This is a genomic window from Streptomyces sp. SAT1, from assembly GCF_001654495.1.
Lineage (GTDB): Bacteria > Actinomycetota > Actinomycetes > Streptomycetales > Streptomycetaceae > Streptomyces > Streptomyces andamanensis.
Map to the genome: position 1 here is coordinate 2,037,602 of NZ_CP015849.1, position 21,231 is coordinate 2,058,832.

Sequence of the window (21,231 nt, forward strand, 5' to 3'; positions counted from 1 at the left end):
CGCGAAGCCCTTTCCTCAGCCCTCCGGGATCCCGCCGCGCTACAGACCGGACTCGGCGGTGCGCACCAGGATGCGGCGGCAGTTCTCGCAGCGCACGACCGTGTCGGCGGCGGCGCCGCGGATCTCGTTCAGCTCGGTGATGGCGAGCTCCTGGCGGCAGCCCTGGCAGGTGCGCTGGTACAGCTTGGCCGCGCCGATGCCGCCCTGCTGCTCGCGCAGCTTGTCGTACAGCTTGAGCAGGTCGGCGGGTACGGAGGCGGCGACGACCTCGCGCTCCTTGGTCACCGAGGCGGCCTCGCCGTCCAGTTCCTCGTAGGCGGCGTCGCGGCGGGCGGTGGCGTCGTCGGCCTTGGCCTGGACGGAGGAGACCCGCTCGGTCAGTTCGGCGACCCGCTCCTGCGCGGACTCGCGGCGCTCCATGACCTCCAGGACGACGTCCTCCAGATCGCCCTGGCGCTTGGCGAGCGAGGCGATCTCGCGCTGGAGGCTCTCCAGGTCCTTCGGGGAGGTGACCGCGCCGGAGTCCAGGCGCTGCTGGTCGCGGGTGGCGCGGGTGCGCACCTGGTCGACGTCCTGCTCGGCCTTGGTCTGCTCGCGGGCGCAGTCGCTCTCCTCGGTCTGCGCGGCCACGAGCAGGTCGCGCAGCTGGGTGAGGTCCTTGCCGAGCGCGTCGATCTCGGCGTGCTCGGGCAGCGACCGGCGCCGGTGCGCGAGCTGCTGGAGGCGGACGTCGAGGGCCTGGACGTCGAGGAGTCGGATCTGGTCGGCGGGCGCGGCGTTCAGTTGGGGGCTCCCATGGGGTGTCTAGTTGTCGGTGGTGGTGGACGCCGCGTGGGCGGTCCAGGGATCGGTGACCGTCGTGGAGACATGGACCCGCAGGTCCCATCCGTGCCGGTCGGAGATCTCGTCGAGCTGGGCGGCGGCCAGCTCGCACCAGGGCCACTCGGTGGCCCAGTGCGCCGCGTCGAGCAGCGCGAGGGGGCTGTGCGCGCGGGCCTCGGAGGCCGGGTGGTGGCGCAGGTCCGCGGTGAGGAACGCGTCCACGCCCGCGGCGCGCACGGCGTCGAAGAGACTGTCGCCGCTGCCGCCGCTCACGGCGACCGTGCGCACCTGCTGCTCCGGATCGCCGGCGACGCGGATGCCCTGCGCGGTCGCGGGCAGCCGCGCGGCGGCGCGTGCGGCCAGTTCGCGCAGGGTCAGCGGGTGGTCGAGCGCGCAGACGCGGCCCAGACCGCGGCGGCCCGCCGGGTCGTCCGGGTCCGGGACGAGGGGCCGTAGGACCCGGAGGTCCAGCGCTCCGGCGAGCGCGTCGCTGACGCCCGGGTCGGCGGTGTCCGCGTTGGTGTGGGCGACGTGCAGGGCGATGTCGTTCTTGATGAGGGTGTGCACGACGCGGCCCTTGAAGGTGGAGGCCGCCACCGTCGTCGTACCGCGCAGATAGAGCGGGTGGTGGGTGACGAGCAGGTCGGCGCCGAGCCGCACCGCCTCGTCGACGGTCTCGCGGACCGGGTCGACGGCGAACAGGACCCGGCCGACCTGCTGGTCCGGGTCACCGGCGACGGTGCCGACCGCGTCCCAGGACTCGGCCCGCTCGGGCGGCCACAGGGCTTCCAGCGCGGCGATGACTTCAGACAGACGGGGCACGGGTGCAAGGCTACCTGGGTGTTCGGCGCGGCTGAACCGGTGCCGTCGCCCGGGGACGGCCGTCCCGGCGCCGGACTCGTCCGGTGGTGCCTTCGCACAGAGGTTTCGTTTTCCGCCAGCACAAACGTTCCGCTTTTCTCCGGCGAATCGTTCCTGGGCCACCCGTATGTGTGAAGCCTCCGCCCGCCGGGCCACCGCCTGTGCGTACGAAAACTAGCGTCCTCGCAGGAGGTGACCGAATAATGACAGTCTGTGCCTCTCCGGGGCCCTCGGCCGCACGTGAACAGGAGGGCGCCCCAGCCCCGCCGCGAGCGGCCGCCGAGGACGGCGCGACGCCCGCGGCGCCCTGCGCGATCACGGTGGACGGCGCCTACGCGGCCCGGCTCACCCGCGGTGGCGGCTCCTGGTATCCGGAGCGCTGGACGCTGGACGGTCCCGAGCCGTACGCCGTGCCGCTGCCCGCCGAACGGCCCGAGGAGCCCGGGACCGAGGTGCAGCCGATGGGCGACGGCCGGGTCCTGGTACGGCGGCTGGTGGCCGGCCGGCACACCTTCTCGCTGCTCTACCCGGCGGGCTCCGGCACCGGCGAGCTGTCCCTGGGCGCGGTCGAGTGCCCCGACCGCACCCGGCTGCGGCTGCTGCCCTGCGCGCCCGGCGGCGAGCGGGCGTACGCCCTCGCCGTGGGCCCGCTCACCTCGGCGGTGTGGCTGGTGGCGGGCGCCGGTATCGGCCCCGAGCTGCTGGCCGAGGTGCCCGGCCGCTGCTCGGGCGGGGTCTGGCTGGACCGCTCCGGGCGGCTGCTGGCCCTGGACCGGTGGGACGGCGGGCGCACCAAGACGGTCGTGGTGGACCTCGTCGGCGGCGAGGTGACCCCGCTGCTCCAGATCGCCCCGCACAGCGACGACCGGCTGCTGCTCGCCGACCCCGACAGCGGGCTGCTGCTGATCCGCTCGGACGCCCCCTCCCCCGGGCGGGCCCGGCTGGGCTGGGGCGTGCTCGGCAGCACCCTGCCGGTGCGCTTCCCGAGCGGCCTGGAGGTGCCGGACTGCGCGGTGACGCCGTTCGCGGTCCAGGCGGGCCAGGTGCTGACCCCGGAGCAGTGCGCGGTGGCGCTGCGCTACGAGGGCGCGTACGGCAGCTGGATCGGCGTGTGGCGGCCCGCCGAGCGGCGCGTACGCCATCTGCCCGCGCCCGAGGGGTGGCTGCCCGGCGCCGGGGTCTGGACCGGCGACGGCGCCCTGCGGCTGCCGTTCAGCACGGGCGCGGTGCCGTGCGGGGTGGCCCGGTGGACGGCGCCGGGCCGGGACCCGGGGCGCGAGGCGGGCAGCCCCCGGGCGGCGCTTCCGGCGGTCCGCGCGCCCCGCTGGGTACCGGTCCGGCGGGCTCTGGCGCTGCCGTCGCCGGCCGGTGCGCCGGACGGCGGGCCGGGCGTGGGGCCGGGCACGGGACCGGGCGCAGGACCAGGCACGGGACCGGGCGCAGTACCAGGCACGGGACCGGGCGCAGGACCAGGCACGGGACCGGGCGCAGGACCAGGCGCAGGACCAGGCACGGGACCGGGCGCAGGACCATGCACGGGACCGGGCGCAGGACCATGCACGGGGCCAGGCGCAGGACCGGACACGGGGCCGGGCGCAGGGCCGGGCGCGGAGCTGGCGGTACCGGCGGTCCGGCCGGGCGCGGCACCGGACGGCGGGGCCGGTGCGGGGAGACCTCGCGTCAGGCCGTACGGGCCCTACGGGGGGCCGCCCGGCGCGGGGCTCCAGGAGCAGCCGGTCGCGCGGCCGTACCCCCAGCCCGGTCCGCGCCCGGGGCCGTACGCCCCGCCGGGCCCGATGCCGTACGGGCAGCAGGCACCGCGGCCGCAGGGACTGCCCGGCGAGGGGCCGCTCACGGGACCCCGCCAGGGCGAGAGGCCGTACGGAGGGCCCGGCGCCGGGCCCCGCCGGAGTCCCGCCCGGCCTCACCCGCGTCCCGCCGCAGCGGCGTCCCCCCGGCCGGACGCCCCGGCCGCCCCCGCGCCCGCGCACGCCTCCCCCCGCGCCCCTGGCACCGGAGGCCCCGGCACCCCCGCCGGTCCCCAACCCACCCACTCCTCCCCCGGTTTCCTCGTCCCGGCCGCCTTCCGGCTTCTCGCGCCCGGCCGCTCCCCGCACCCCGCACCGGACCTCGCCCCGGCCCCCGCGCGGGCCCCGGGACCGCAGCCCGCACCGGCCGAAACAGCCGAACCGGCGGCGGAAGCGGCCGCTTGTCCGGAGACGGAACCGGCGGCGGAACCGGCGGCTGGTCCGGCGGCGGAACCGGCGGAATCCGACCCTCCGTCACCCGTCGTTCCCCGCCCCGTCACCCTTCAACAAGCCGCGCGTACCGGCCGGATGACAGGGCCGGTCACGGGACGTATGGCGAGCAGGTAACGGAATCGTGCCGGTTGGCGTGGCCGCCTGGATTTCGCCCGAGGTGTGCCGGTTAAACTCGCCCGGCTGTACGAAAGATGATGTTGACGGGGTGAGTTTTTCCGATGACCGACGCCAGCACGACCCAGCCGCGTCCGACCGACGTCCAGGAGCCCGAGGGCCACGGCAGGCACCGCGGCCAGATCTCCTCCCACGACGGTGAGACGGCTCCCGCCGGACGGCACCGCAAGCCGGCCGGGGAGCAGGCCGAAGTGGCGGCCTGACAGCGGCCCGAACAGCACGGGGAGCACAGCGCGGCCCCGCCCTCCGAACGGAAGCACCGGAGGGCGGGGCCGTTCCGCGTCCCGGCGGCCTCAGCGCCGGCCCAGGCCCAGGCCCACGGTCATCTCCGCCAGCACCGGCGCGTCACCGCGCTCGACGGCGCCCACCGCCACCCGGACCGTGCCCGGCCCAGGCCCCGGCCCCGGCCCCGGCCCCGGCCGCCACATGCGGATCCGCAGCGTCTCGCCCGGGTGCACCACCCCGGCGAACCGTGTGGCGCAGGAGCGCACGCGTGCCGCGTCGCCGTCGAGGAGTGTGTCGACGACCGCCTTGAGGGCCATGCCGTAGGTGCACAGCCCGTGCAGGATCGGCCGGTCGAAACCGGCGGCCCGCGCGAAGTCCGGGTCGGCGTGCAGCGGGTTGGCGTCGCCGGTCAGCCGGTAGAGGAGCGCCTGGTCCTCGCGCACCGGCCGCTCCACGGTGCGGTCCGGGTCGCCGGTGGGTGCCTCGGCGCGCGCGGAGGGGCCGCGGTCGCCGCCCCAGCCGCCCGCGCCGCGCACGAAGATCCGCGCCTCCTCGGTCCACAGCGGCCCGTCCGCGTCGACGGCGTCGGTGCGCAGGACGAGGACGGCCGCCGTCCCCTTGTCGTGCACGGCGGTGATCCGGCTGGTGGCGGTGGCGGTGCCCGCGACGGGGAGCGGGCGGTGCACGGTCAGCGCCTGCCCGCCGTGCAGGACGCGGGCGAGGTCGACGTCGACGCCGGGCACGGACAGCGCGTCGATCACACCGGGCGGCCGGCCGCCCGCCACCGTGGCGAAGCTGGGCAGGACGTGCAGCCGGGTCTCCAGGGTGTAGCGCAGCTCGCGCGGGTCGGTCGCGGGGACGCCCGCGCCGAGGGCGAGGTGGTAGAGGCGTACGTCCCGGTCGGTCCAGGAGATCTCACGGGTGCGGGGTCCGGCCGCGAGGGCGCGGGCTGCGTCGAGGGGCATGGGCTCCTCTGTACACCCGGTGCGCCGGGCGGGCACATTTCCTGACGATACGTCAGCGTGGCGGGGCGGGACATTTGTCCTGCCCGGGGCAGGGCGGACGTCGTGGCGGAGTGCGTACAAGCGCCTCTGCCGGGGGCCGGGCCCGGATCCGTAGCGTCACTGCCATGACACAGACACGAAGTGCCGTGTCCTTCACGGGGGCGGTCAAGACGTACGGCGCGGTGCGCGCCGTGGACGGTGTGGATCTGGAGATCGGGCGCGGCGAGACGGTGGCGCTGCTGGGCCGCAACGGCGCGGGCAAGTCGACGGCGATCTCGCTGCTGCTGGGTCTTGTCGCGCCCGACGCGGGCGCGGTGGAGCTGTTCGGCGGGGTGCCGGAGCAGGCGGTGCGCGCCGGTCTCGTGGGGGCGATGCTCCAGGAGGCACGGGCGGTGCCCCGGGTGACGGTGGGCGAGCTGGTGGGCTTCGTGGCCCGCCGCTATCCGGAGCCGCTGCCCCTGGCCCGGGTGCTGGAGCTGGCCAGGATCGCCGAGCTGGCGGGGCGGCGCGTGGACCGGCTCTCCGGCGGCCAGACGCAGCGGGTGCGGTTCGCGATGGCGCTCGCCGGGAATCCGGCGCTGCTGGTCCTGGACGAGCCGACGGCCGCGCTGGACGTGGAGGCGCGGCACGCGTTCTGGGAGGCGATGCGGGCGTATGCGCGCGGCGGGCGCACGGTGCTGTTCTCCACGCACTACCTGGAGGAGGCCGACGCGTACGCCGACCGGATCCTGGTCCTGGACCGGGGGCGGATCGTCGCGGACGGCACCGGCGAGGAGCTGCGGCAGGCGGCGGGCGGCGGTCTGGTCGCGTTCGACCTGGCCGGACGCGGCACGGCCGGTCTTGAGCTGCTGCCGGGGGTGCGGTCCCTGGAGGTGCACGGGGACCGGGCGCGGCTGCGCACCGACGACGCGGACGCGACGGTGGTCGCGCTGGCCGGTCTGGGCGCGATACGCGGCCTTGAGGTGGCCCCGGCCTCGCTGGACGAGGCGTTCCTGGCCCTGACCGGCGCCGCCGGCCGGGCCTTCGGGAAGGAGACGGTCTGATGTGGGACTACCTGCGCCTCGAAGTGCGGCGCACGCTGCGCGACACCGGGTTCGTGATCGGCTCGGTCGCCGTGCCGGTGATGATGTATCTGCTGTTCACCAACATCGGCACGGGCAACACCGACAACACCGACGGCACCGGCGGGTGGCGGACCGCCGCGATGGTGGGCATGGCCGCCTACGGCGCGGTCGGCGCGGCGCTGAACACGGGTGGCGCGGTCGCCGAGGACCGGTCGCTGGGCTGGCTGCGGCAGCTGCGGGTGACGCCGATGACCCCGCGCCAGGTGGTGACGGGACGGGCGCTGACCGGCGCGGTGACGGTGCTGCCCGCGATCTGCGCGGTGCTGCTGGCGGGTGGCCTGGTCAACGGCGTACGGCTGGCGGTGTGGCAGTGGGCGCTGACGGCGCTGCTGCTGTGGCTGGGCTCGGTGCCGTTCACGCTGCTGGGGCTGGGCAACGGCTACCGGCTGAACACCCCGCAGACCTCGGCCGTGGCGAACCTGGTGTGCAACCTGGGACTGGCGGTGGTCGGCGGGCTGTGGTTCCCGGTCGACCTGTTCCCGCACTGGCTGCGTTCGGTGTCCGCGTACACGCCCACCAACCGCTTCTCCCAGGTCGGGCTGGCGGTCACCGAGGGGCATGCTCCGGCCATGGGTGCCGTCCTCGTGCTGGCGGGCTGGCTCGCGGCGTTCGGTTCGTACGCTGTGCTGGCGTACCGCCGCACCGCGGCAACCGTCTGATCGGGGGAACGGAACATGAGCCGGACGCGCAGCATCGCCGAGCACTGGTCGCTCAGCATCGCCCACCACAAGCGGTCCTGGCAGGAGGCGGTCCGCGAGGCCCGGGAGGCGCGGCGGTTCTGGAAGGACAACAAGGCGCGGCTCAAGGGCGAGTGGAAGGCGGCGCGGAAGGCCGGCGAGGTGCCGGAGGACTCGGGGCCGCCGCCGAGCGGGTTCGCGCTGCTGCCGTGGCTGCTGATGGGTCTCGGCTCGCTCTCCAACATCTTCCAGGGCCGCACGCCCCACGCCTGGGGCGGCGTGCTCGGGCTGCTCGCGTTCAACTCGCTGTACGTCTACGTCGTCTTCAACGCGTTCGACAAGAAGCGGCGGGCGGCGCGGGCCACCCGGACCGCGCTGGGGCTGATGGGGCTGGTCACCACCGCGCTGGGCCTGGGCTACGGCGGGAACTGGCTGCTGTTCTTCCCGCTGCTCGGGCTGGCCGCGGGCTCGATCCTGCGCGGTCCCTGGCTGGGGAAGGCGGGTCTGTCGCTGGCGGTGTTCTCGGGGCTCGTCGCGGGCTTCCGGGAGGGCTGGGACGGGGTCAACATCGCGTACGCGACGTTCCTGTCCACCATGGTGACGGCGGCGATCCTGAGCCTGAGCGAGGCGGTGCGGGAGCTGCGGGCCGCCCGGGAGGAGCTGGCCCGGCGCGCCGTGGAGGAGGAGCGGATGCGCTTCTCCCGCGATCTGCACGATCTGCTGGGGCACACCCTGTCGGTGATCGTGGTGAAGTCGGAGGCGGCGCGGCGGCTGGCGCCGCGGGACCTGGACGCGGCGCTGGCCCAGGTCGGCGACATCGAGTCGGTCGGCCGGCAGGCGCTCACCGAGATCCGCGAGGCGGTCACGGGCTACCGCGAGGGCAGCCTGAGCACGGAGCTGGACCGGGCCCGCTCGGCGCTGACCGCCGCGGGCATCGAGCCCGTCGTACGCCGCTCGGGGCCGCCGCTGACGCCGCAGACGGAGGCGCTGCTGGGCTGGGTGGTGCGCGAGGCGGTCACCAACGCGGTGCGCCACAGCGGCGCCGGACGCTGCGAGATCGCGGTGACGGGCGGGGCCGAGCGGGTCCGCCTCACCGTCGCCGACAACGGCACCGGCGCCCCGGGCCCCGCGGCCCCGGCCCGCACCCCCGGCATCGGCGGCACCGGACTCAAGGGCCTCACCGAACGCCTCGCCGCGGCCGGCGGCTCCCTCCACACCGGCCCGTCCCCGCGCGGCGGCTTCACGGTCACCGCCGAACTCCCCGCCAGCACCGAGGAACTGACCGCCGCGGCCCTGGCCACGGCACTCCCGGGCGGCACGGACCTGGGCACGCGCCCGGCCGGATGCTGACCCGGGACCGCGGGCCCGTCCCGAGAGAACCGTTCCGGCGCCCGCCGCTCCCCGGAGTCCCTACGCTTGCCCCGTGAACGAGACGCCGCAGGAGCACCGTCCGGCCGAACGCACCCGGGTCCTTCTCGCCGAGGACCAGGGGATGATGCGGGGCGCGCTCGCGCTGCTGCTCGGGCTGGAGGAGGACATGGAGGTCGTCGCGCAGGTGGCGGCCGGGGACGCCATCGTGGACGCCGCGCTGGCCCACCGCCCCGACGTGGCGCTCCTGGACATCGAACTGCCCGGCCGCAGCGGTCTCGACGCCGCCGCCGAGCTGCGCGAGCGGGCCCCCGGCTGCAAGGTGCTGATCCTCACCACCTTCGGCCGCCCCGGCTATCTGCGCCGGGCCATGGAGGCGGGCGCGGCCGGCTTCCTCGTCAAGGACGGCCCGGTGGAGGAGCTGGCGGCGGCGATCCGGCGGGTGCTGGCCGGCCAGACGGTGGTCGACCCGGCCCTCGCCGCGGCGGCCCTCAGCGCGGGCCCCAGCCCCCTCACCGTCCGCGAGTGCGACGTCCTCAAGGCGTCCGCCGACGGCGCGACGGTCGCCGACATCGCCGCCAGACTCCACCTCTCCGAGTCCACCGTCCGCAACTACCTCTCCTCCGCCATCGGCAAGACCGGCACCCGCAACCGCATGGAAGCCATGCGCGAGGCCCGCCAGCAGGGGTGGCTGTAGAAGCCGCCCGGTCTCAGGCCGAGGGCCCGGTCCCGGACGGCTGCCTGCGGAACAGCGCCGTCCACAGGAAGTCCTCCCCGAAGCGCGGCGACCCGTCGGGTTCGGCGCGCATCCGGCGCAGTTCCACCTCCGTCAGCCCGGAGAAGATCCGGCGCAGCGCCTCCGGCGTGTAGGCGAGCCCGCCGTGCAGCCCGGCGGTGCGGTACAGCTCGGCGTCGGGCAGTTCGCAGCCCATGGCACCGGCGGCGAAGCAGGTGAGGGCGAACCGGCCGCCGGGGGCGAGGACCCGGTCCAGCAGGGCGAGGTAGCTGATCCGGCGGTGCGGCGGCAGGTGGTGGAAGCATCCGGAGTCGTAGACGAGGTCGTACGGACCGGTGAGGCCGGTCCCGCTCGCGGCGAAGGCGTCCCCGCACAGGAAGCGCACCTCGGAACCGGCGGCGCGGGCCCGTTCCCGCGCCCAGTCCACGGCGGCCGGTGAGAGGTCCACGGCGTCCACCGCGTAGCCGCGCGCCGCCAGGTGCAGGGCGTTGCGGCCCGGACCGCAGCCGAGGTCCAGGGCCCGGCGCCCGCCGATCAGCCCCCGGTCCAGCCACTCCACCAGGTTCTCGTCGGGGGCGGCGGCGAAGAACGGCACCGGCCGGTCCCGGTCGGCGTAGAAGCCGTCCCACCAGTCGGCGGCACCGCCCGTCCAGCGGTCGGCGCCGGGGGCGAACAGCCCGTCCAGCAGCCGGAGCACGTCGTCCACGGTGCGGATGTCCCGGTCCATGCGCTTCCCCTCCCAGGGCCTTCGGGCGGGCCCTGCCCCGGGCCCGTTCCCGGTGCCCCGACGGTAGTGCCGTACTCACCGAAAGCCCAGGTCAGGCGCGGCCCTCCGGGGTCCTCCAGGAGCCCTGTGCGGGGCACCGCCGGGCTGGTACGGGCGAGGCAGGGGGATCACCCCGGCACCCGGCGGAAGCCGTGCGCCGGGTGGCGCCGCGGCCCCGGAAGGCACCGCCGCCCGCCGGGCCGGGGGCAGTTTTCACGGCCCGGCGCGCCCCGGGCAGTCCCTAGGCCCGCCGCTCCCCGCCCCCCACCCCCCGGGGCAGCCACACCGCCATCAGCAGGGCGCCGGCCAGGACGACGGCGGTGCCGGTGCGGAAGACGAGGGCGTAGCCGTCGGTGAGGGCGGCGGGGGTGGTGCGGCCGGCGGTGCGGGCGGCGGCGAGGGTGGACATGACGGCGAGGCCGAGGGAACCGCCCATCGTGCGGGAGGTGTTGATGAGGCCGGAGACGAGTCCGGCGTCGCCGGGGGCGGCGCCGGAGGTGGCCAGGGCGGCGAGCGGGGTGCCGGCCAGGCCCGCGCCCAGCATCATCAGGATGCCGGGGAACATGATCGACGTCAGATAGCCGCTGTCCGCCTTCATCAGGGACTGCCAGCCGAAGCCGGCGGCCGACACCAGGGTGCCGAGCACGGCGACGTTGCGCGCGCCCGCCGCCCGCATCAGGCGCGGTGCGATCTTGGAGCCGAGGACGACGGCGAGGGAGCTGGGGACCAGGGCGAGTCCGGCGTCCAGCGGGGAGTAGCCGAGCACGTTCTGCGCGTACAGCGTCATGAAGAACCACATGCAGAACATCGCCGAGCCGCAGATCAGCATCGCCGCGTTCGCGGACGCCACCGAGCGCACCCGCAGCAGGCCGAGCGGCATCAGCGGGGCGGCGGTGCGTGCCTCCACGGCGAGGAAGGCGGCGATGAGGACGAGCCCGGCGAGCAGCGGGACCAGGGTGGCCGCCGCGGTCCAGCCCTCGGCCTCGGTCTGCGAGATGCCGTACGCCAGGACGGCGAGCCCGGCGGTCACCAGCAGTGCGCCCGGCAGGTCCAGGCGCCTGCGCTCACCGGCCCGGCTCTCCACCAGCCGGCGCACCGAGGCGGCCAGCACCACCGCGCCGACCGGCACGTTGATCAGCAGCACCCACCGCCAGGACAGGCCCTGCACCAGGATCCCGCCGACCAGGCCGCCCGCCGCGCCGCCGCCCGCGCCGACCGCCGTCCAGGTGGCTATCGCCCGCGCGCGGGCGGCGCCCTCGGGGACGGCGGCGGTGAGCAGGGTCAGGGTGGAGGGGGCGAGCACGGCGGCGCCGAGCCCCTGCACGGCGCGGGCCAGCAGCAGTTGCCAGCCCTCCTGGGCGAGGCCGCCGCCGAGCGAGGCCAGCGTGAACAGGCCGAGGCCGACCAGGAACATGCGCTTGCGGCCGTAGAGGTCGCCGGCCCGGCCGCCGAGCAGCATGAACCCGGCGAAGGCGATGGCGTAGGCGTTCACCACCCATTGCAGTCCCGGGCCGCTGAGCCCGAGGTCGGCGCGCATCGAGGGGAGGGCGACGTTGACGACGGACACGTCCAGGACGACCAGGAACTGTCCGGCACAGGCGAGGGCGACGACGAGCCAGGTGGGTGAAGCCGGGACACGGCTGCGGGTGGTCGCGGTGCGACCGGCGGCTTTGAGCATGGTTGTCATGGTCTCAAGCGGCCGGTGCCCCTTGCATCGGGATTTCGGGCCGCCTTCACCTGGTCCTCTCGGCCTAGTCCGCCTAGCCCCTCCGGTCCGCGCGCCCCCGTCCCGCTCTGCCTCGTTGCGACCGGATCATGCCTGACTCCTAGTCAGATTCTTTCGGAACGGTCAAGAATTCGTTAGTACGCCGAAGCATCGGAATAGGTGCCCCGGCGAACGAGGTTTACCCGGCACTTATCCCGTACGGATGATCACCGAACCTTCGTTCTCAAGGCCTGGAGGCCGCCCTCAATGACGCTCACGACGACCAACCGGCCCTCCCGGAGCGCGAGCGGGGCCGTCGTCCCGGTGCTCGCCTTCGCGGGCATCGTTGTCGCGGTGATGCAGACCCTGCTCGTCCCGGTCATCAAGGACCTGCCGCTGCTGCTGGACACCACCCCCAGCAACGCCACCTGGGTCCTGACCTCCACCCTCCTCTCCGGCGCCGTGGCCACGCCGATCATGGGCCGCCTCGGCGACCTCTACGGCAAGCGCCGGATGCTGATAGCCAGCCTCACGGTCATGGTCGCGGGCGCGCTGGTCAGCGCCTTCACAAGTGCGTTGCTCGCCATGATCGTGGGCCGTACGCTCCAGGGCTTCGCCATGGGCGCGATCCCGCTCGGCATCGGCCTGATGCGCGACATGCTGCCGCGCGAGAAGCTCGGCTCCTCGATGGCGCTGATGAGTTCCTCCATCGGCGTCGGCGGCGGCCTCGCGCTGCCCGCCGCGGCCCTCGTCGCCCAGCACACCGACTGGCACGCCCTCTTCTACGGCGCCGCCGGACTCGGTGTCCTCGCCATCGTGCTCACCCTGCTGACCGTCCCCGAGTCGCCGATGCGCGCCGCGGGCTCCTTCGACCTGCCGGGCGCGCTCGGCCTGTCCGCCGGACTGGTGCTGTTCCTGCTGCCGATCACCAAGGGCAGCGACTGGGGCTGGTCCTCGCCCACCACGCTCGGCCTGTTCGCCGCCGCCGTCGTCGTCCTGCTGCTGTGGGGCCTGATGGAGCTGCGCAGCAAGGCCCCGCTGGTCGACCTGCGCACCACCGCCCGCCGCGAGGTGCTGCTCACCAACCTCGCCTCGATCATGGTCGGCGTCGCCTTCTACGTCGTCTCCCTGGTCCTGCCGCAGCTGCTCCAGCTCCCCACCGCCACCGGCTACGGCCTCGGCCGGTCGATGGTCGTCGCGGGTCTGTGTGTGGCCCCGCTCGGTCTGACGATGATGTTCACCGCGCCCGTCTACGCCCGGCTCTCCGCCCGCTACGGCCCTCGGACCACCCTGGTCATCGGCCTGATGATCATCGCGATCGGCTACGGCGGCGGCCTCGGCCTGATGGACGCGGCCTGGCAGACGGTGCTCACCTCGGTGATGCTGGGCGCCGGCATCGGCCTCGCCTACTCCTCGCTGCCCGCGCTGATCGTCGGCGCGGTCCCGGCCGCCGAGACCGGCGCGGCCAACGGCCTGAACACGCTGATGCGCTCCATCGGCACCTCGGTCTCCAGCGCCGTGATCGGCATGGTGCTGGCCAACACCGCCCACCAGGTGAACGGCGTGGCCGTGCCCACCATGCACGGCTTCCGCGTCTCCTTCCTGATCGCCACCGGCGCCGTCGCCGTCGGCCTGGTACTCGCCCTGTGCCTGCCCCGGCCCGCCCGCTCCACCGCCCCGCAGCTGCGCGCCAGCAGCGAGGAGGACGCGAACCTGGCCCGCGCGCAGGAGATGCTGGGCGGCTTCCGCGGCCGGGTCCTGGACGCCGCCGGCGCCCCGGTCGCCCGCGCCAAGGTCACGCTGATCGACCGGCACGGCCGCCAGGCCGGCGCCACCCTCTCCTCGGCCGACGGCAGCTACGCCCTCGCGGTCCCGGTCCGGGGACCGTACGTCCTGGCCGCCCGCGCCACCGGCCACGGCCCGCACGCGGCCTCGGCCACCCACACCGGCGACGACCGCCCGGTCGACCTCGACCTGGCCCTGCCGGGCGAGACGGTCAGCGCCTGACGTCCCGGCCGCCGGTACCGTCCGGCCGGGACCGCCTGAGCCGCCCGCCCACCGCCTGGGCCGCCCGCCGCACGCACCCCACCGCACCCGCTGTCGCCCGCCCGGCAGCGGGTGCGGCAGCATGGGCGCCCGGCACGCCGTACGTACGACCGGAAGGACCCGCCGCATGACCGCGGTACCGAAGCCCGACATCCTGGCCGCGTTCGAGGCCGCGAAGGGGTTCATGCCCACGGACGAGGGGCTGGCGCTCTACGCGGCGGCGGCGGACGCGGGGCGGCTCGGGCTGCCGCTGCTGGAGGTCGGCACGTACTGCGGGCGCTCCACGGTGCTGCTCGCCGACGCGGCGCGGCAGGCGGGAGTCACCGCGCTCACCGTCGACCACCACCGGGGCAGCGAGGAGCAGCAGCCCGGCTGGGACTACCACGACCCGGAGACGGTCGACCCGGAGCTCGGCCTGATGGACACGCTGCCCGCGTTCCGGCGCACGCTGCACCGGGCCGGTCTGGAGGAGCACGTGGTGGCGCTCGTCGGCCGCTCGCCGCAGATCGCCGCGCTGTGGAACACCCCGCTCGGGCTGGTCTTCGTCGACGGCGGGCACACCGACGAGCACGCCGGTGCCGACTACGCGGGCTGGGCCCCGCACCTGGCGGCGGGCGGGCTGCTCGTCATCCACGACGTGTTCCCGGAGCCCGAGGACGAGTTCACCGGGCAGGCGCCGTACCGCGTGTATCTGCGGGCGCTGGAGTCCGGGGAGTTCACCGAGGTGTCGGCGACGGGCTCGCTGCGCGTCCTGCGGCGGACCGGCGCGAGCGCCCCGGCGCGCGGTTAGAGTCGCAGCCGTGTCGTACTCAGACCCAGGCCCCCGGAGCCCGCACCCGGACCGCCCCGAGCCCCCGGGCGCCCCGGCCGTTCGCGCCGTACGCCCGTCGTGCTGCTCACCGCGCTGGTGTGCGGCGGGCTGCTGGGCTGGCTCGGGTACGAGGCGGTGGGCGCGCCGGATGACGGCTCCGCCGCCTCTCCCACCTCTCCCGCCTCCCCCGCCGTCTCCGCCCCGGGTGCGCCGTCCGGCGGCCCCGGGACGCTGTCGCCCGGCTCCCCCGGCCCGTCCTCCGGTGACGGCAAGGGGTCCGGCGCGGGCAGCCTCGCGGGCAAGGTCGTCGTCATCGACCCGGGCCACAATCCCGGCAACTTCCGCCACACGTCGCAGATCGCCCGCCCGGTGGACATCGGCACCGACCGCAAGGAGTGCGACACCACGGGCACGTCCACGAACGACGGCTACGCCGAGGCGCGGTTCACGCTGGACGTGGCGCACCGGCTGCGCACGCTGCTCCAGCGGCAGGGCGTCACGGTGAAGCTGACCCACGACGACGGCTCCCCGGACTGGGGGCCGTGCGTGGACGAGCGCGCCCGGATCGGCAACAGCGCGCACGCGGACGCGGCGATCTCGGTCCACGCCGACGGCGCCGCCCCCGGCGACCGCGGCTTCCACGTGATCCTCCCGGCGGCCGTGCACGCCGGCGCCGCCGACACCCGCCCGATCGCGGCCGCCTCCAGGGACCTGGGGGAACACGTCGCGGACGGCTTCCGGCGGAGCACCGGCGAACCGCCGTCCAACTACCTCGGCGGCGGCACCGGACTCGTCACGCGGAAGGACCTCGGGGGTCTCAATCTGTCAACGGTTCCCAAGGTGTTCATCGAGTGCGGCAATATGCGCGACCGCACCGACGCGGCCCTGCTGACCAGCGGAAGCTGGCGGCAGAAGGCGGCGGAGGGGTTGTCTGAGGGAATCGTGAGTTTCCTGCGCGGGTCGTGATCCGCACCCCGTTCCCGGCGGACAGGCGCGCCGGACGAACGATAGTGTCACCCGTACGATGAGGGGCCACCCCCGCGCTTCACCCCAGGACCCGGTACCGGCGGCCTGCCGAAGCGACGCCTCTGACCCGCGACAAGACGACTGAAGGACCTGAAGTGAATATCCGCTCCCTCACTCGGGGCGACGGCGTGGTGATCGGAGCAGCGGTGTTGCTGTTCATCGCGTCGTTCCTCCACACGTACGACAACTACCTCGGCACCAATGCCTGGGACGGGCTCGGTCTGGGGCTCGGCATCTACATGGGCGGGGTGATCGGTGCGGTCCTGGTCGTCGTGCAGCGCTGCCTGCCCCAGCCCCGCAAGGTGGCCGGTCTGGAACTGGGCACGGTCGGCGCGGGGTTCACGGTGCTCGTGGCGTGGATCCTGTTCTGGGACCTGGTGGACACGCCGAGCACGGTCGGCGCGGGCGCGGGCCTGATCCTCGGCTTCATCGCGTCCCTGGTCATGGCGGGCGCGGTGATCGCCACCCCGCTGGTCCCGGCGCTCCAGGCGCCGCTGGTCTCGGCGCCCAAGCCGGTCGCCGCGGGCCCGTACGGCGGGCAGCCGCAGGCCGGTTACGGCTACCCGGGCGCCCAGCCGCAGCCGTACGGCGCGCAGCCGCAGGGCGGTCAGTCCTTCGGCGGGCAGCCGCAGCCGGGCCAGCCCGCCCCCGCCCCGGCGGCCGCCGGTCAGCAGACGCCGGCCTTCTCGCCGTTCTGGTTCGCGGTGCCCGCGCCGCGTCCGCTGTTCGGCGAGGACGGTTCGTCCGCGCCGATCGCCGAACTGGCGCCGGGCGTCTGGTACCTGGCCGTCGAGCAGCGCGGCCAGGGCCTGCTGACCGAGATGCAGGACGGCCGCCGCGGTGTCCTCCAGGACACCTCGAACATCCAGCGCGGCTGATCCCGCGCCGCCGCTCTCCACGGCTTCACGGCCCCATGGCTCCATGGCCGTACGGCCCCCCGCCCGGAAGACTCCCGGCGGGGGGCCGTCGCCGTTCGCGCGACCGTCGCGCGCGAGCGTACGGGCGGCTCAGGAGCCGGACTTGGCGCCCTGCCGCAGCTCGGACGGCGTGGGCACCTTGTCCTTGACGGGCGCGCCCGCGCTCTTGCCCGCGTCCTTCACCTTGTTGATGGTGTCGTTGAAGCTGCTGGCGGCCGAGCCGTCGCCCTTGCGGAGCTTGGCCGGGAGGTCCTTGAGCCCGGCCACGGCCGACTCCAGCGGGGCCAGCGCCTTGGAGAGGGTCGGGTCGCCCTTGGCGTTGCGCTCGGCCGCCTTCAGCCGGTTGTAGGTGAAGGCACCGGCCAGGGCCGCCTTGAGGAGCGTCGTCCTGCGGTGCTTGGCGCCCTTCTTGAACTTGCCTTCCTTGTACGGTTTCACGATCCACTGGTAGGTCGCGCCGGCCGCGAGGCCCGCGTTCGCCACGAACCGGGTCTTGGCGAACTTCTGCCGCTCGGCGGAGGTGCTCGGGCTGGGCGTGGGTGCGGCGACCGCGACGCTGGGGACGGTCTGCCGTCCGTCGCCCTGGCTCGCCGCCCACGCGGGGGTGGAGCCGGCGAGCAGGGCGCAGCAGAGGGTGAGCGCCACGGCGAGGCGCCGTATCGGTACGGGCACGGTGTCCTCCGAAAGGTGTTGCTCCGGGTCTCGGATACTCCAGAGGTCCGTGTGAACCACGGCATACCCGATGAAACACGTCATACCCGGCGAAACACGGCACGCAGGGTGCGTCCGGCGTGACGATGTGTGCGCACGGGAGGTTTCAAGCGGCCGCGCGCGGCCAGACGCCCGTACATGTCCCCTCGATATCGCACGGGTTCCGGCTCCGCCGGGACGGTCATCGCGGTGGTCGCCGACATCATGGCCGTCATCCTCGGACTGTGGATCCTGATGTACCTGCTGGACGCGAACCGGGCCAACGACCTGGTGCGGTTCATCCATGGAGCGGCCGACTGGCTCGCCGGCTGGTCGCGTGACCTGTTCACCTTCGACGAGGCGTGGGCCCGGGTGGTCGCGGGCTACGGTCTGGCCGCGGTCGTGTACCTGTTCGTCGGCCACGCCGTGGCCAACCGGCTGCACCGCGGCTGACGCCGGCGGTTGGCGGCCCGCCGGGCGCGTCAGCCGCAGCAGTCGGGCTCCAGCCCCCGGGGCGGGCCGTCCTGCGCGAAGACCGTGCAGGTGGGCTCGTGGCCGCCGAGCGCGGCGACCGCGAGGAGCAGCGAACCGGCCGTCCAGGTGGTCAGTTCGCGCGGCCATATGGCGTCGTCCTCGAAGACGTAGCCGGTCCAGTACAGGCCGCTGTCCGCGTCGCGCAGGTGCTGGATGGACTGGAGGACGTCGAGCGCGCGGTCGGACTCGCCCACCGCCCACAGGGTGAGGGCGAGTTCGGCCGACTCGCCGCCGGTCACCCACGGGTTGGGCACCACGCAGCGCACGCCGAGGCCGGGCACCACGAAGCGGTCCCAGCCGGCCTCGATGCGCGCCTTGGCCTCGGCGCCGGTGACCGCGCCGCCCAGCACCGGGTAGTACCAGTCCATCGAGTAGCGGTCCTTGTCCAGGAACCGCTCCGGGTGCCTGCGGATCGCGTGCCGCAGCGCACCGGCCGCCAACTCCCAGTCGGGCTGCGGCTCTTCGCGCTGCTCGGCGATGGCGAGCGCGCAGCACAGCGCGTGGTGGACGGAGGCGGAGCCGGTCAGCAGCGCGTCCGCGGTGGCCGTTCCGTCGTCGTCGCGCTTCCAGCCGATCTGGCCGCCCGGCTGCTGGAGGCGCAGCACGAACTCGACGGCCGCGTACACCACGGGCCACATGCGGTCCAGGAAGGTGTCGTCGCCGGTGGACAGGTAGTGGTGCCAGACGCCGACGGCCACGTAGGCGACGAAGTTGGTCTCCCGGTGGCGGCCGGTGACGTCGTCGTGGGCGCCGTCCGCGTAGGCGGCGTACCAGGAGCCGTCGGGGAGCTGGTGGCGGGCCAGCCAGTCGTAGGCCCGCGCGGCGGCTTCGTGCTCGCCCGCCGCGTCCAGCGCCATGGCGGCCTCGGTGTGGTCCCACGGGTCGAGGTGGTGGCCGCGGAACCACGGGATGGCGCCGTCCTCCCGCTGTACGGCGAGGAGCCCGGCCACGGTGGCGGCGGCCTGCCCGGCGGTGAGGACCCCGGGCAGGACGAGGTGTTCTGTCCGGGGCGTGGTCACTTGGCGTCCGCCCGGGGCAGGTGGGGCTTGGTCGCGTACGCCACGAAGCTCTTGCCGATCAGCGGGTTCAGCGCCTGCTCGGCGACCCGGGTGGCCAGCGGCTTCTTCATGATGTCCCAGACCAGCAGCTTGTGGTACGCCTTCACCGGGAGCACCTGGTCGTTGTCGACGCCGAAGGCGCACTTGAGCCACCAGTACGGCGAGTGCAGGGCGTGCGCGTGGTGCGTGCCGTACGGCTTGAGCCCGGCCTCGCGGATCTTGCCGAGCAGTTCGTCCGCCTTGTAGATGCGGATGTGGCCGCCCTCGACCTCGTGGTAGGCGTCGGACAGGGTCCAGCAGACCTTCTCGGGGCCGTAGCGCGGCACGGTGACCGCGATCCGGCCGCCCGGCCGCAGGACGCGCACCATCTCGGCGAGGACGCCCTTGTCGTCGTGGATGTGCTCCATCACCTCGGAGATGATGACGACGTCGAAGGACTCGTCGGGGAAGGGCAGCGCGAGGGCATCGCCCCGCATGGCGGTGGCGGTGGCCCCGGCGGGCGCCTCGCCGGCCTCCTTCATCGCCGCGAACCACTTGGCGACCTCGCGGATCTCCTCGGCGCTCTGGTCGAGGGCCACCACCTGCGCGCCGCGCCGGTAGCACTCGAACGCGTGCCGTCCGGCGCCGCAGCCGAGGTCGAGGACGCGGTCGCCCGGGGCGAGCGGGAACCGGGAGAAGTCGACGGTCAGCACGTTGCCCTGCTTTCGTATGCGTCTGCTGCTTCTGCGGCTGGTGCGGCTGCGGTCGCGGCGGGTGCGGAGGGTGCGGTCGCGGCGGGTGAGCCCGGCGCGGGCCCGTCCGCCGCGGGCCCGTCCGCCGCGGGCGCGGCGGCCGCCGGTGCGGGGCGGCGGCGCGCGGCCGCTCCCGCGGGGCGGGCGGAGTCCGCGATGGCCTCGCGGTAGCGGGCGACGGTGCCCTCTGCGGCACGGGCCCAGGTGAAGTGCCGCAGCACGCGCTCGCGTCCGGCGGCGCCGAGCCGCGTCCGCAGGCCGGGGTCGCCCAGCAGCCGGACCAGCCCGGCGGCCAGGGCCTCCGCGTCGCCCGGCGGCACGGCGAGGCAGGTCTCGCCGTCCCGGCCCGCCACCTCGGGGATCGCGCCGCCGGTCGTGGCCAGCAGCGGGGTCCCGGTGGCCATGGCCTCGGCGGCGGGCAGCGAGAAGCCCTCGTAGAGCGAGGGCACGCAGGCGACCTCGGCCGAGCGGACCAGGTCGACCAGTTCGGCGTCGGAGATGCCCTTGACGAACTCGACGGCGTCCTGGAGGCCGTAGCGCTCCACGGCCCGCGCGACCGGGCCCTCGGACGGCCGCTTGCCGACGACGACCAGATGGGCGCCGGGGTGCTCGGCGCGGACCTTGGCCAGCGCCTCCACCAGGAAGACCAGGCCCTTGAGCGGCACGTCGGCGCTGGAGGTGGTGACGATCCGGCCGCTCACCCGGGCCACGGAGGGGTCGGGCGAGAACAGGCCGGTGTCGGCGCCGATGTGCACCACGTGGATGCGGTCGGGGCGGACGCCGAGGTGGTCGACGATCTCCTGCCGGGAGGTGCCGGAGACGGTGAGCACGGACGGCAGGCGGCGCGCGACCCGCTTCTGCATCCGGGTGAAGGCGTACCAGCGGCGCACCGACCACTGCCGCTGCCGGGTGGCCGCCGCGTCCAGCTCCAGTCGCCGGTCCACGGTGATGGGGTGGTGGACGGTGGTGACCAGCGGGGCGCCGACGTCGCCGAGGAGTCCGTAGCCGAGGGTCTGGTTGTCGTGGACGACGTCGAACTCGCCGCGCCGGGCGCGCAGATGGCGGCGGGCGCGCAGGGAGAACGTCAGCGGCTCGGGGAAGCCGCCGGTCCACATGGTGGCGACCTCCAGCGCGTCGATCCAGTCGCGGTACTCGCCGCGGCCGGGGGTGCGGAAGGGGTCGGGCTGGCGGTAGAGGTCGAGGCTGGGCAGCTCGGTCAGGCGCAGCGCGCCCGCGTAGTCCTCGTTCTCGTCCAGGACGGGATAGGGCTGGGAGCCGATCACCTCGACGCGGTGGCCGAGGCGGGCCAGTTCGCGCGAGAGATGGCGGACGTAGACGCCCTGGCCGCCGCAGAACGGGTTCCCCTTGTAGGTGAGGAGCGCGATCCTGAGCGGTCGCCCGCCGTCCGCGGCGAGATCCGCCGGGGACCCTGCCTGACTGGCCTCAGCGGTCACTCTGGGCCCCCTTCTGACTGCACCGCCGCGAGATTACGCCGGGACGCTAATCTAGAACAAGTTTCAGACTTGATCGTTCCGGAGGCTCCGAATCTACCGGCAGGTAGCCGCGCTGTGAGCGGGGGACCGGGTGATTCGCACCACGGCCGGCGAACGCCCCGCCCCCTCGCACACCGGCCGGACGCCCTGTCACGCTGTCCGACCACCGGGCCCGCCGGCTCCGCCGGCCCCACGGCCCACC

At 74.8% G+C, this 21,231-nt stretch carries 19 protein-coding genes and 2 pseudogenes; 12 read left to right on the top strand and 9 right to left on the bottom strand.

What is annotated here, in order from left to right:
* Nucleotides 1–39: 39 nt before the first annotated feature.
* Together A8713_RS08880 and A8713_RS08885 are read right to left on the bottom strand one after the other, a co-directional pair.
* Complete coding sequence (locus tag A8713_RS08880; RefSeq protein ID WP_079158887.1) at nucleotides 40–783, bottom strand: zinc ribbon domain-containing protein; 744 nt, start codon at nucleotides 781–783, stop codon at nucleotides 40–42.
* 21 nt (nucleotides 784–804) lie between these two features.
* Nucleotides 805–1,644, bottom strand: a complete 840-nt coding sequence (locus A8713_RS08885) for a Nif3-like dinuclear metal center hexameric protein (protein WP_064532879.1) — start codon at nucleotides 1,642–1,644, stop codon at nucleotides 805–807.
* Between the two features lie 242 nt (nucleotides 1,645–1,886).
* Between A8713_RS08885 and A8713_RS08890 the strand changes: the two genes are divergently transcribed.
* Nucleotides 1,887–4,058, top strand: a complete 2,172-nt coding sequence (locus A8713_RS08890) for a hypothetical protein (RefSeq protein ID WP_064532881.1) — start codon at nucleotides 1,887–1,889, stop codon at nucleotides 4,056–4,058.
* A 104-nt stretch (nucleotides 4,059–4,162) separates the two neighbouring features.
* The gene (locus A8713_RS33770) at nucleotides 4,163–4,321 is read left to right on the top strand and encodes a hypothetical protein (RefSeq protein WP_173860820.1); all 159 of its coding nucleotides are present in this window, start codon (nucleotides 4,163–4,165) and stop codon (nucleotides 4,319–4,321) included.
* Between the two features lie 90 nt (nucleotides 4,322–4,411).
* Here A8713_RS33770 and A8713_RS08895 read toward each other — a convergent pair whose 3' ends face one another.
* On the bottom strand, nucleotides 4,412–5,308 hold the full coding sequence (locus A8713_RS08895; RefSeq protein ID WP_064532883.1) for a MaoC/PaaZ C-terminal domain-containing protein: 897 nt from the start codon (nucleotides 5,306–5,308) through the stop codon (nucleotides 4,412–4,414).
* Nucleotides 5,309–5,472: 164 nt separating this feature from the next.
* Here A8713_RS08895 and A8713_RS34905 point away from each other — a divergent pair.
* The 5 genes and pseudogenes from A8713_RS34905 to A8713_RS08915 form a co-directional block, all read left to right on the top strand.
* Nucleotides 5,473–5,979, top strand: a pseudogene (locus A8713_RS34905) (ATP-binding cassette domain-containing protein); the annotation flags it as partial.
* 63 nt (nucleotides 5,980–6,042) lie between these two features.
* Nucleotides 6,043–6,141, top strand: a pseudogene (locus A8713_RS34910) (ABC transporter ATP-binding protein); the annotation flags it as partial.
* Nucleotides 6,142–6,389: 248 nt separating this feature from the next.
* Nucleotides 6,390–7,130 (top strand): ABC transporter permease, encoded by a 741-nt coding sequence (locus tag A8713_RS08905; RefSeq protein WP_064532888.1) that lies wholly within the window; start codon nucleotides 6,390–6,392, stop codon nucleotides 7,128–7,130.
* 15 nt (nucleotides 7,131–7,145) lie between these two features.
* The gene (locus tag A8713_RS08910; RefSeq protein WP_079158888.1) at nucleotides 7,146–8,498 is read left to right on the top strand and encodes a sensor histidine kinase; all 1,353 of its coding nucleotides are present in this window, start codon (nucleotides 7,146–7,148) and stop codon (nucleotides 8,496–8,498) included.
* 73 nt (nucleotides 8,499–8,571) lie between these two features.
* Nucleotides 8,572–9,213, top strand: coding sequence for a response regulator transcription factor (locus tag A8713_RS08915; protein WP_064532890.1), 642 nt, complete (start codon nucleotides 8,572–8,574; stop codon nucleotides 9,211–9,213).
* Between the two features lie 13 nt (nucleotides 9,214–9,226).
* Here A8713_RS08915 and A8713_RS08920 read toward each other — a convergent pair whose 3' ends face one another.
* Together A8713_RS08920 and A8713_RS08925 are read right to left on the bottom strand one after the other, a co-directional pair.
* Complete coding sequence (locus tag A8713_RS08920; protein ID WP_064532892.1) at nucleotides 9,227–9,979, bottom strand: class I SAM-dependent methyltransferase; 753 nt, start codon at nucleotides 9,977–9,979, stop codon at nucleotides 9,227–9,229.
* 280 nt (nucleotides 9,980–10,259) lie between these two features.
* Entirely contained in the window at nucleotides 10,260–11,696 is a 1,437-nt protein-coding gene (locus tag A8713_RS08925) for an MFS transporter (protein WP_064532895.1), read from the bottom strand.
* Nucleotides 11,697–11,990: 294 nt separating this feature from the next.
* Here A8713_RS08925 and A8713_RS08930 point away from each other — a divergent pair, with 294 nt between their 5' ends.
* From A8713_RS08930 to A8713_RS08945, 4 genes are all read left to right on the top strand, one after another.
* Nucleotides 11,991–13,730 (top strand): MFS transporter, encoded by a 1,740-nt coding sequence (locus tag A8713_RS08930; RefSeq protein WP_064532896.1) that lies wholly within the window; start codon nucleotides 11,991–11,993, stop codon nucleotides 13,728–13,730.
* Between the two features lie 166 nt (nucleotides 13,731–13,896).
* Nucleotides 13,897–14,559: a class I SAM-dependent methyltransferase gene (locus A8713_RS08935; RefSeq protein WP_064532898.1), complete on the top strand. Its 663-nt coding sequence runs from the start codon at nucleotides 13,897–13,899 to the stop codon at nucleotides 14,557–14,559.
* Nucleotides 14,560–14,658: 99 nt separating this feature from the next.
* The gene (locus A8713_RS08940) at nucleotides 14,659–15,546 is read left to right on the top strand and encodes an N-acetylmuramoyl-L-alanine amidase (RefSeq protein ID WP_064532901.1); all 888 of its coding nucleotides are present in this window, start codon (nucleotides 14,659–14,661) and stop codon (nucleotides 15,544–15,546) included.
* Nucleotides 15,547–15,701: 155 nt separating this feature from the next.
* Nucleotides 15,702–16,484, top strand: coding sequence for a hypothetical protein (locus A8713_RS08945; protein ID WP_173860821.1), 783 nt, complete (start codon nucleotides 15,702–15,704; stop codon nucleotides 16,482–16,484).
* A 129-nt stretch (nucleotides 16,485–16,613) separates the two neighbouring features.
* On the opposite strand, the gene A8713_RS08950 is transcribed toward A8713_RS08945, so the two are convergent.
* On the bottom strand, nucleotides 16,614–17,195 hold the full coding sequence (locus tag A8713_RS08950) for a hypothetical protein (RefSeq protein ID WP_064532906.1): 582 nt from the start codon (nucleotides 17,193–17,195) through the stop codon (nucleotides 16,614–16,616).
* Nucleotides 17,196–17,372: 177 nt separating this feature from the next.
* Here A8713_RS08950 and A8713_RS08955 point away from each other — a divergent pair, with 177 nt between their 5' ends.
* Nucleotides 17,373–17,666, top strand: a complete 294-nt coding sequence (locus A8713_RS08955) for a hypothetical protein (RefSeq protein WP_064532908.1) — start codon at nucleotides 17,373–17,375, stop codon at nucleotides 17,664–17,666.
* A gap of 29 nt (nucleotides 17,667–17,695) precedes the next feature.
* Here the strand turns inward: A8713_RS08955 and A8713_RS08960 are convergent, their stop codons facing one another.
* From A8713_RS08960 to A8713_RS08970, 3 genes are read right to left on the bottom strand one after another with little or no spacing between them, the layout of a single operon-like run.
* Complete coding sequence (locus A8713_RS08960) at nucleotides 17,696–18,766, bottom strand: prenyltransferase/squalene oxidase repeat-containing protein (protein ID WP_018570561.1); 1,071 nt, start codon at nucleotides 18,764–18,766, stop codon at nucleotides 17,696–17,698.
* A complete protein-coding gene (locus tag A8713_RS08965; RefSeq protein WP_064532910.1) occupies nucleotides 18,763–19,497 on the bottom strand; it encodes a class I SAM-dependent methyltransferase in 735 nt (244 codons plus the stop codon). Before A8713_RS08965 ends, A8713_RS08960 begins: the two co-directional genes overlap by 4 nt.
* A complete protein-coding gene (locus tag A8713_RS08970; protein ID WP_064532913.1) occupies nucleotides 19,491–20,990 on the bottom strand; it encodes a glycosyltransferase family 4 protein in 1,500 nt (499 codons plus the stop codon). The genes A8713_RS08965 and A8713_RS08970 overlap by 7 nt, the downstream gene beginning before the upstream one ends.
* Between the last annotated feature and the right edge of the window lie 241 nt (nucleotides 20,991–21,231).

Excerpts from the sequence above, each read along its gene's own strand:
- A8713_RS08955 (WP_064532908.1), top strand. The coding sequence starts at position 17,373 with ATGTCCCCTCGATATCGCACGGGTTCCGGCTCCGCCGGGACGGTCATC.
- A8713_RS33770 (WP_173860820.1), top strand. The coding sequence starts at position 4,163 with ATGACCGACGCCAGCACGACCCAGCCGCGTCCGACCGACGTCCAGGAG.
- A8713_RS08920 (WP_064532892.1), bottom strand. The coding sequence starts at position 9,979 with ATGGACCGGGACATCCGCACCGTGGACGACGTGCTCCGGCTGCTGGAC.
- A8713_RS08925 (WP_064532895.1), bottom strand. The coding sequence starts at position 11,696 with ATGCTCAAAGCCGCCGGTCGCACCGCGACCACCCGCAGCCGTGTCCCG.
- A8713_RS08890 (WP_064532881.1), top strand. The coding sequence starts at position 1,887 with ATGACAGTCTGTGCCTCTCCGGGGCCCTCGGCCGCACGTGAACAGGAG.
- A8713_RS08930 (WP_064532896.1), top strand. The coding sequence starts at position 11,991 with ATGACGCTCACGACGACCAACCGGCCCTCCCGGAGCGCGAGCGGGGCC.
- A8713_RS08910 (WP_079158888.1), top strand. The coding sequence starts at position 7,146 with ATGAGCCGGACGCGCAGCATCGCCGAGCACTGGTCGCTCAGCATCGCC.
- A8713_RS08905 (WP_064532888.1), top strand. The coding sequence starts at position 6,390 with ATGTGGGACTACCTGCGCCTCGAAGTGCGGCGCACGCTGCGCGACACC.
- A8713_RS08895 (WP_064532883.1), bottom strand. The coding sequence starts at position 5,308 with ATGCCCCTCGACGCAGCCCGCGCCCTCGCGGCCGGACCCCGCACCCGT.
- A8713_RS08935 (WP_064532898.1), top strand. The coding sequence starts at position 13,897 with ATGACCGCGGTACCGAAGCCCGACATCCTGGCCGCGTTCGAGGCCGCG.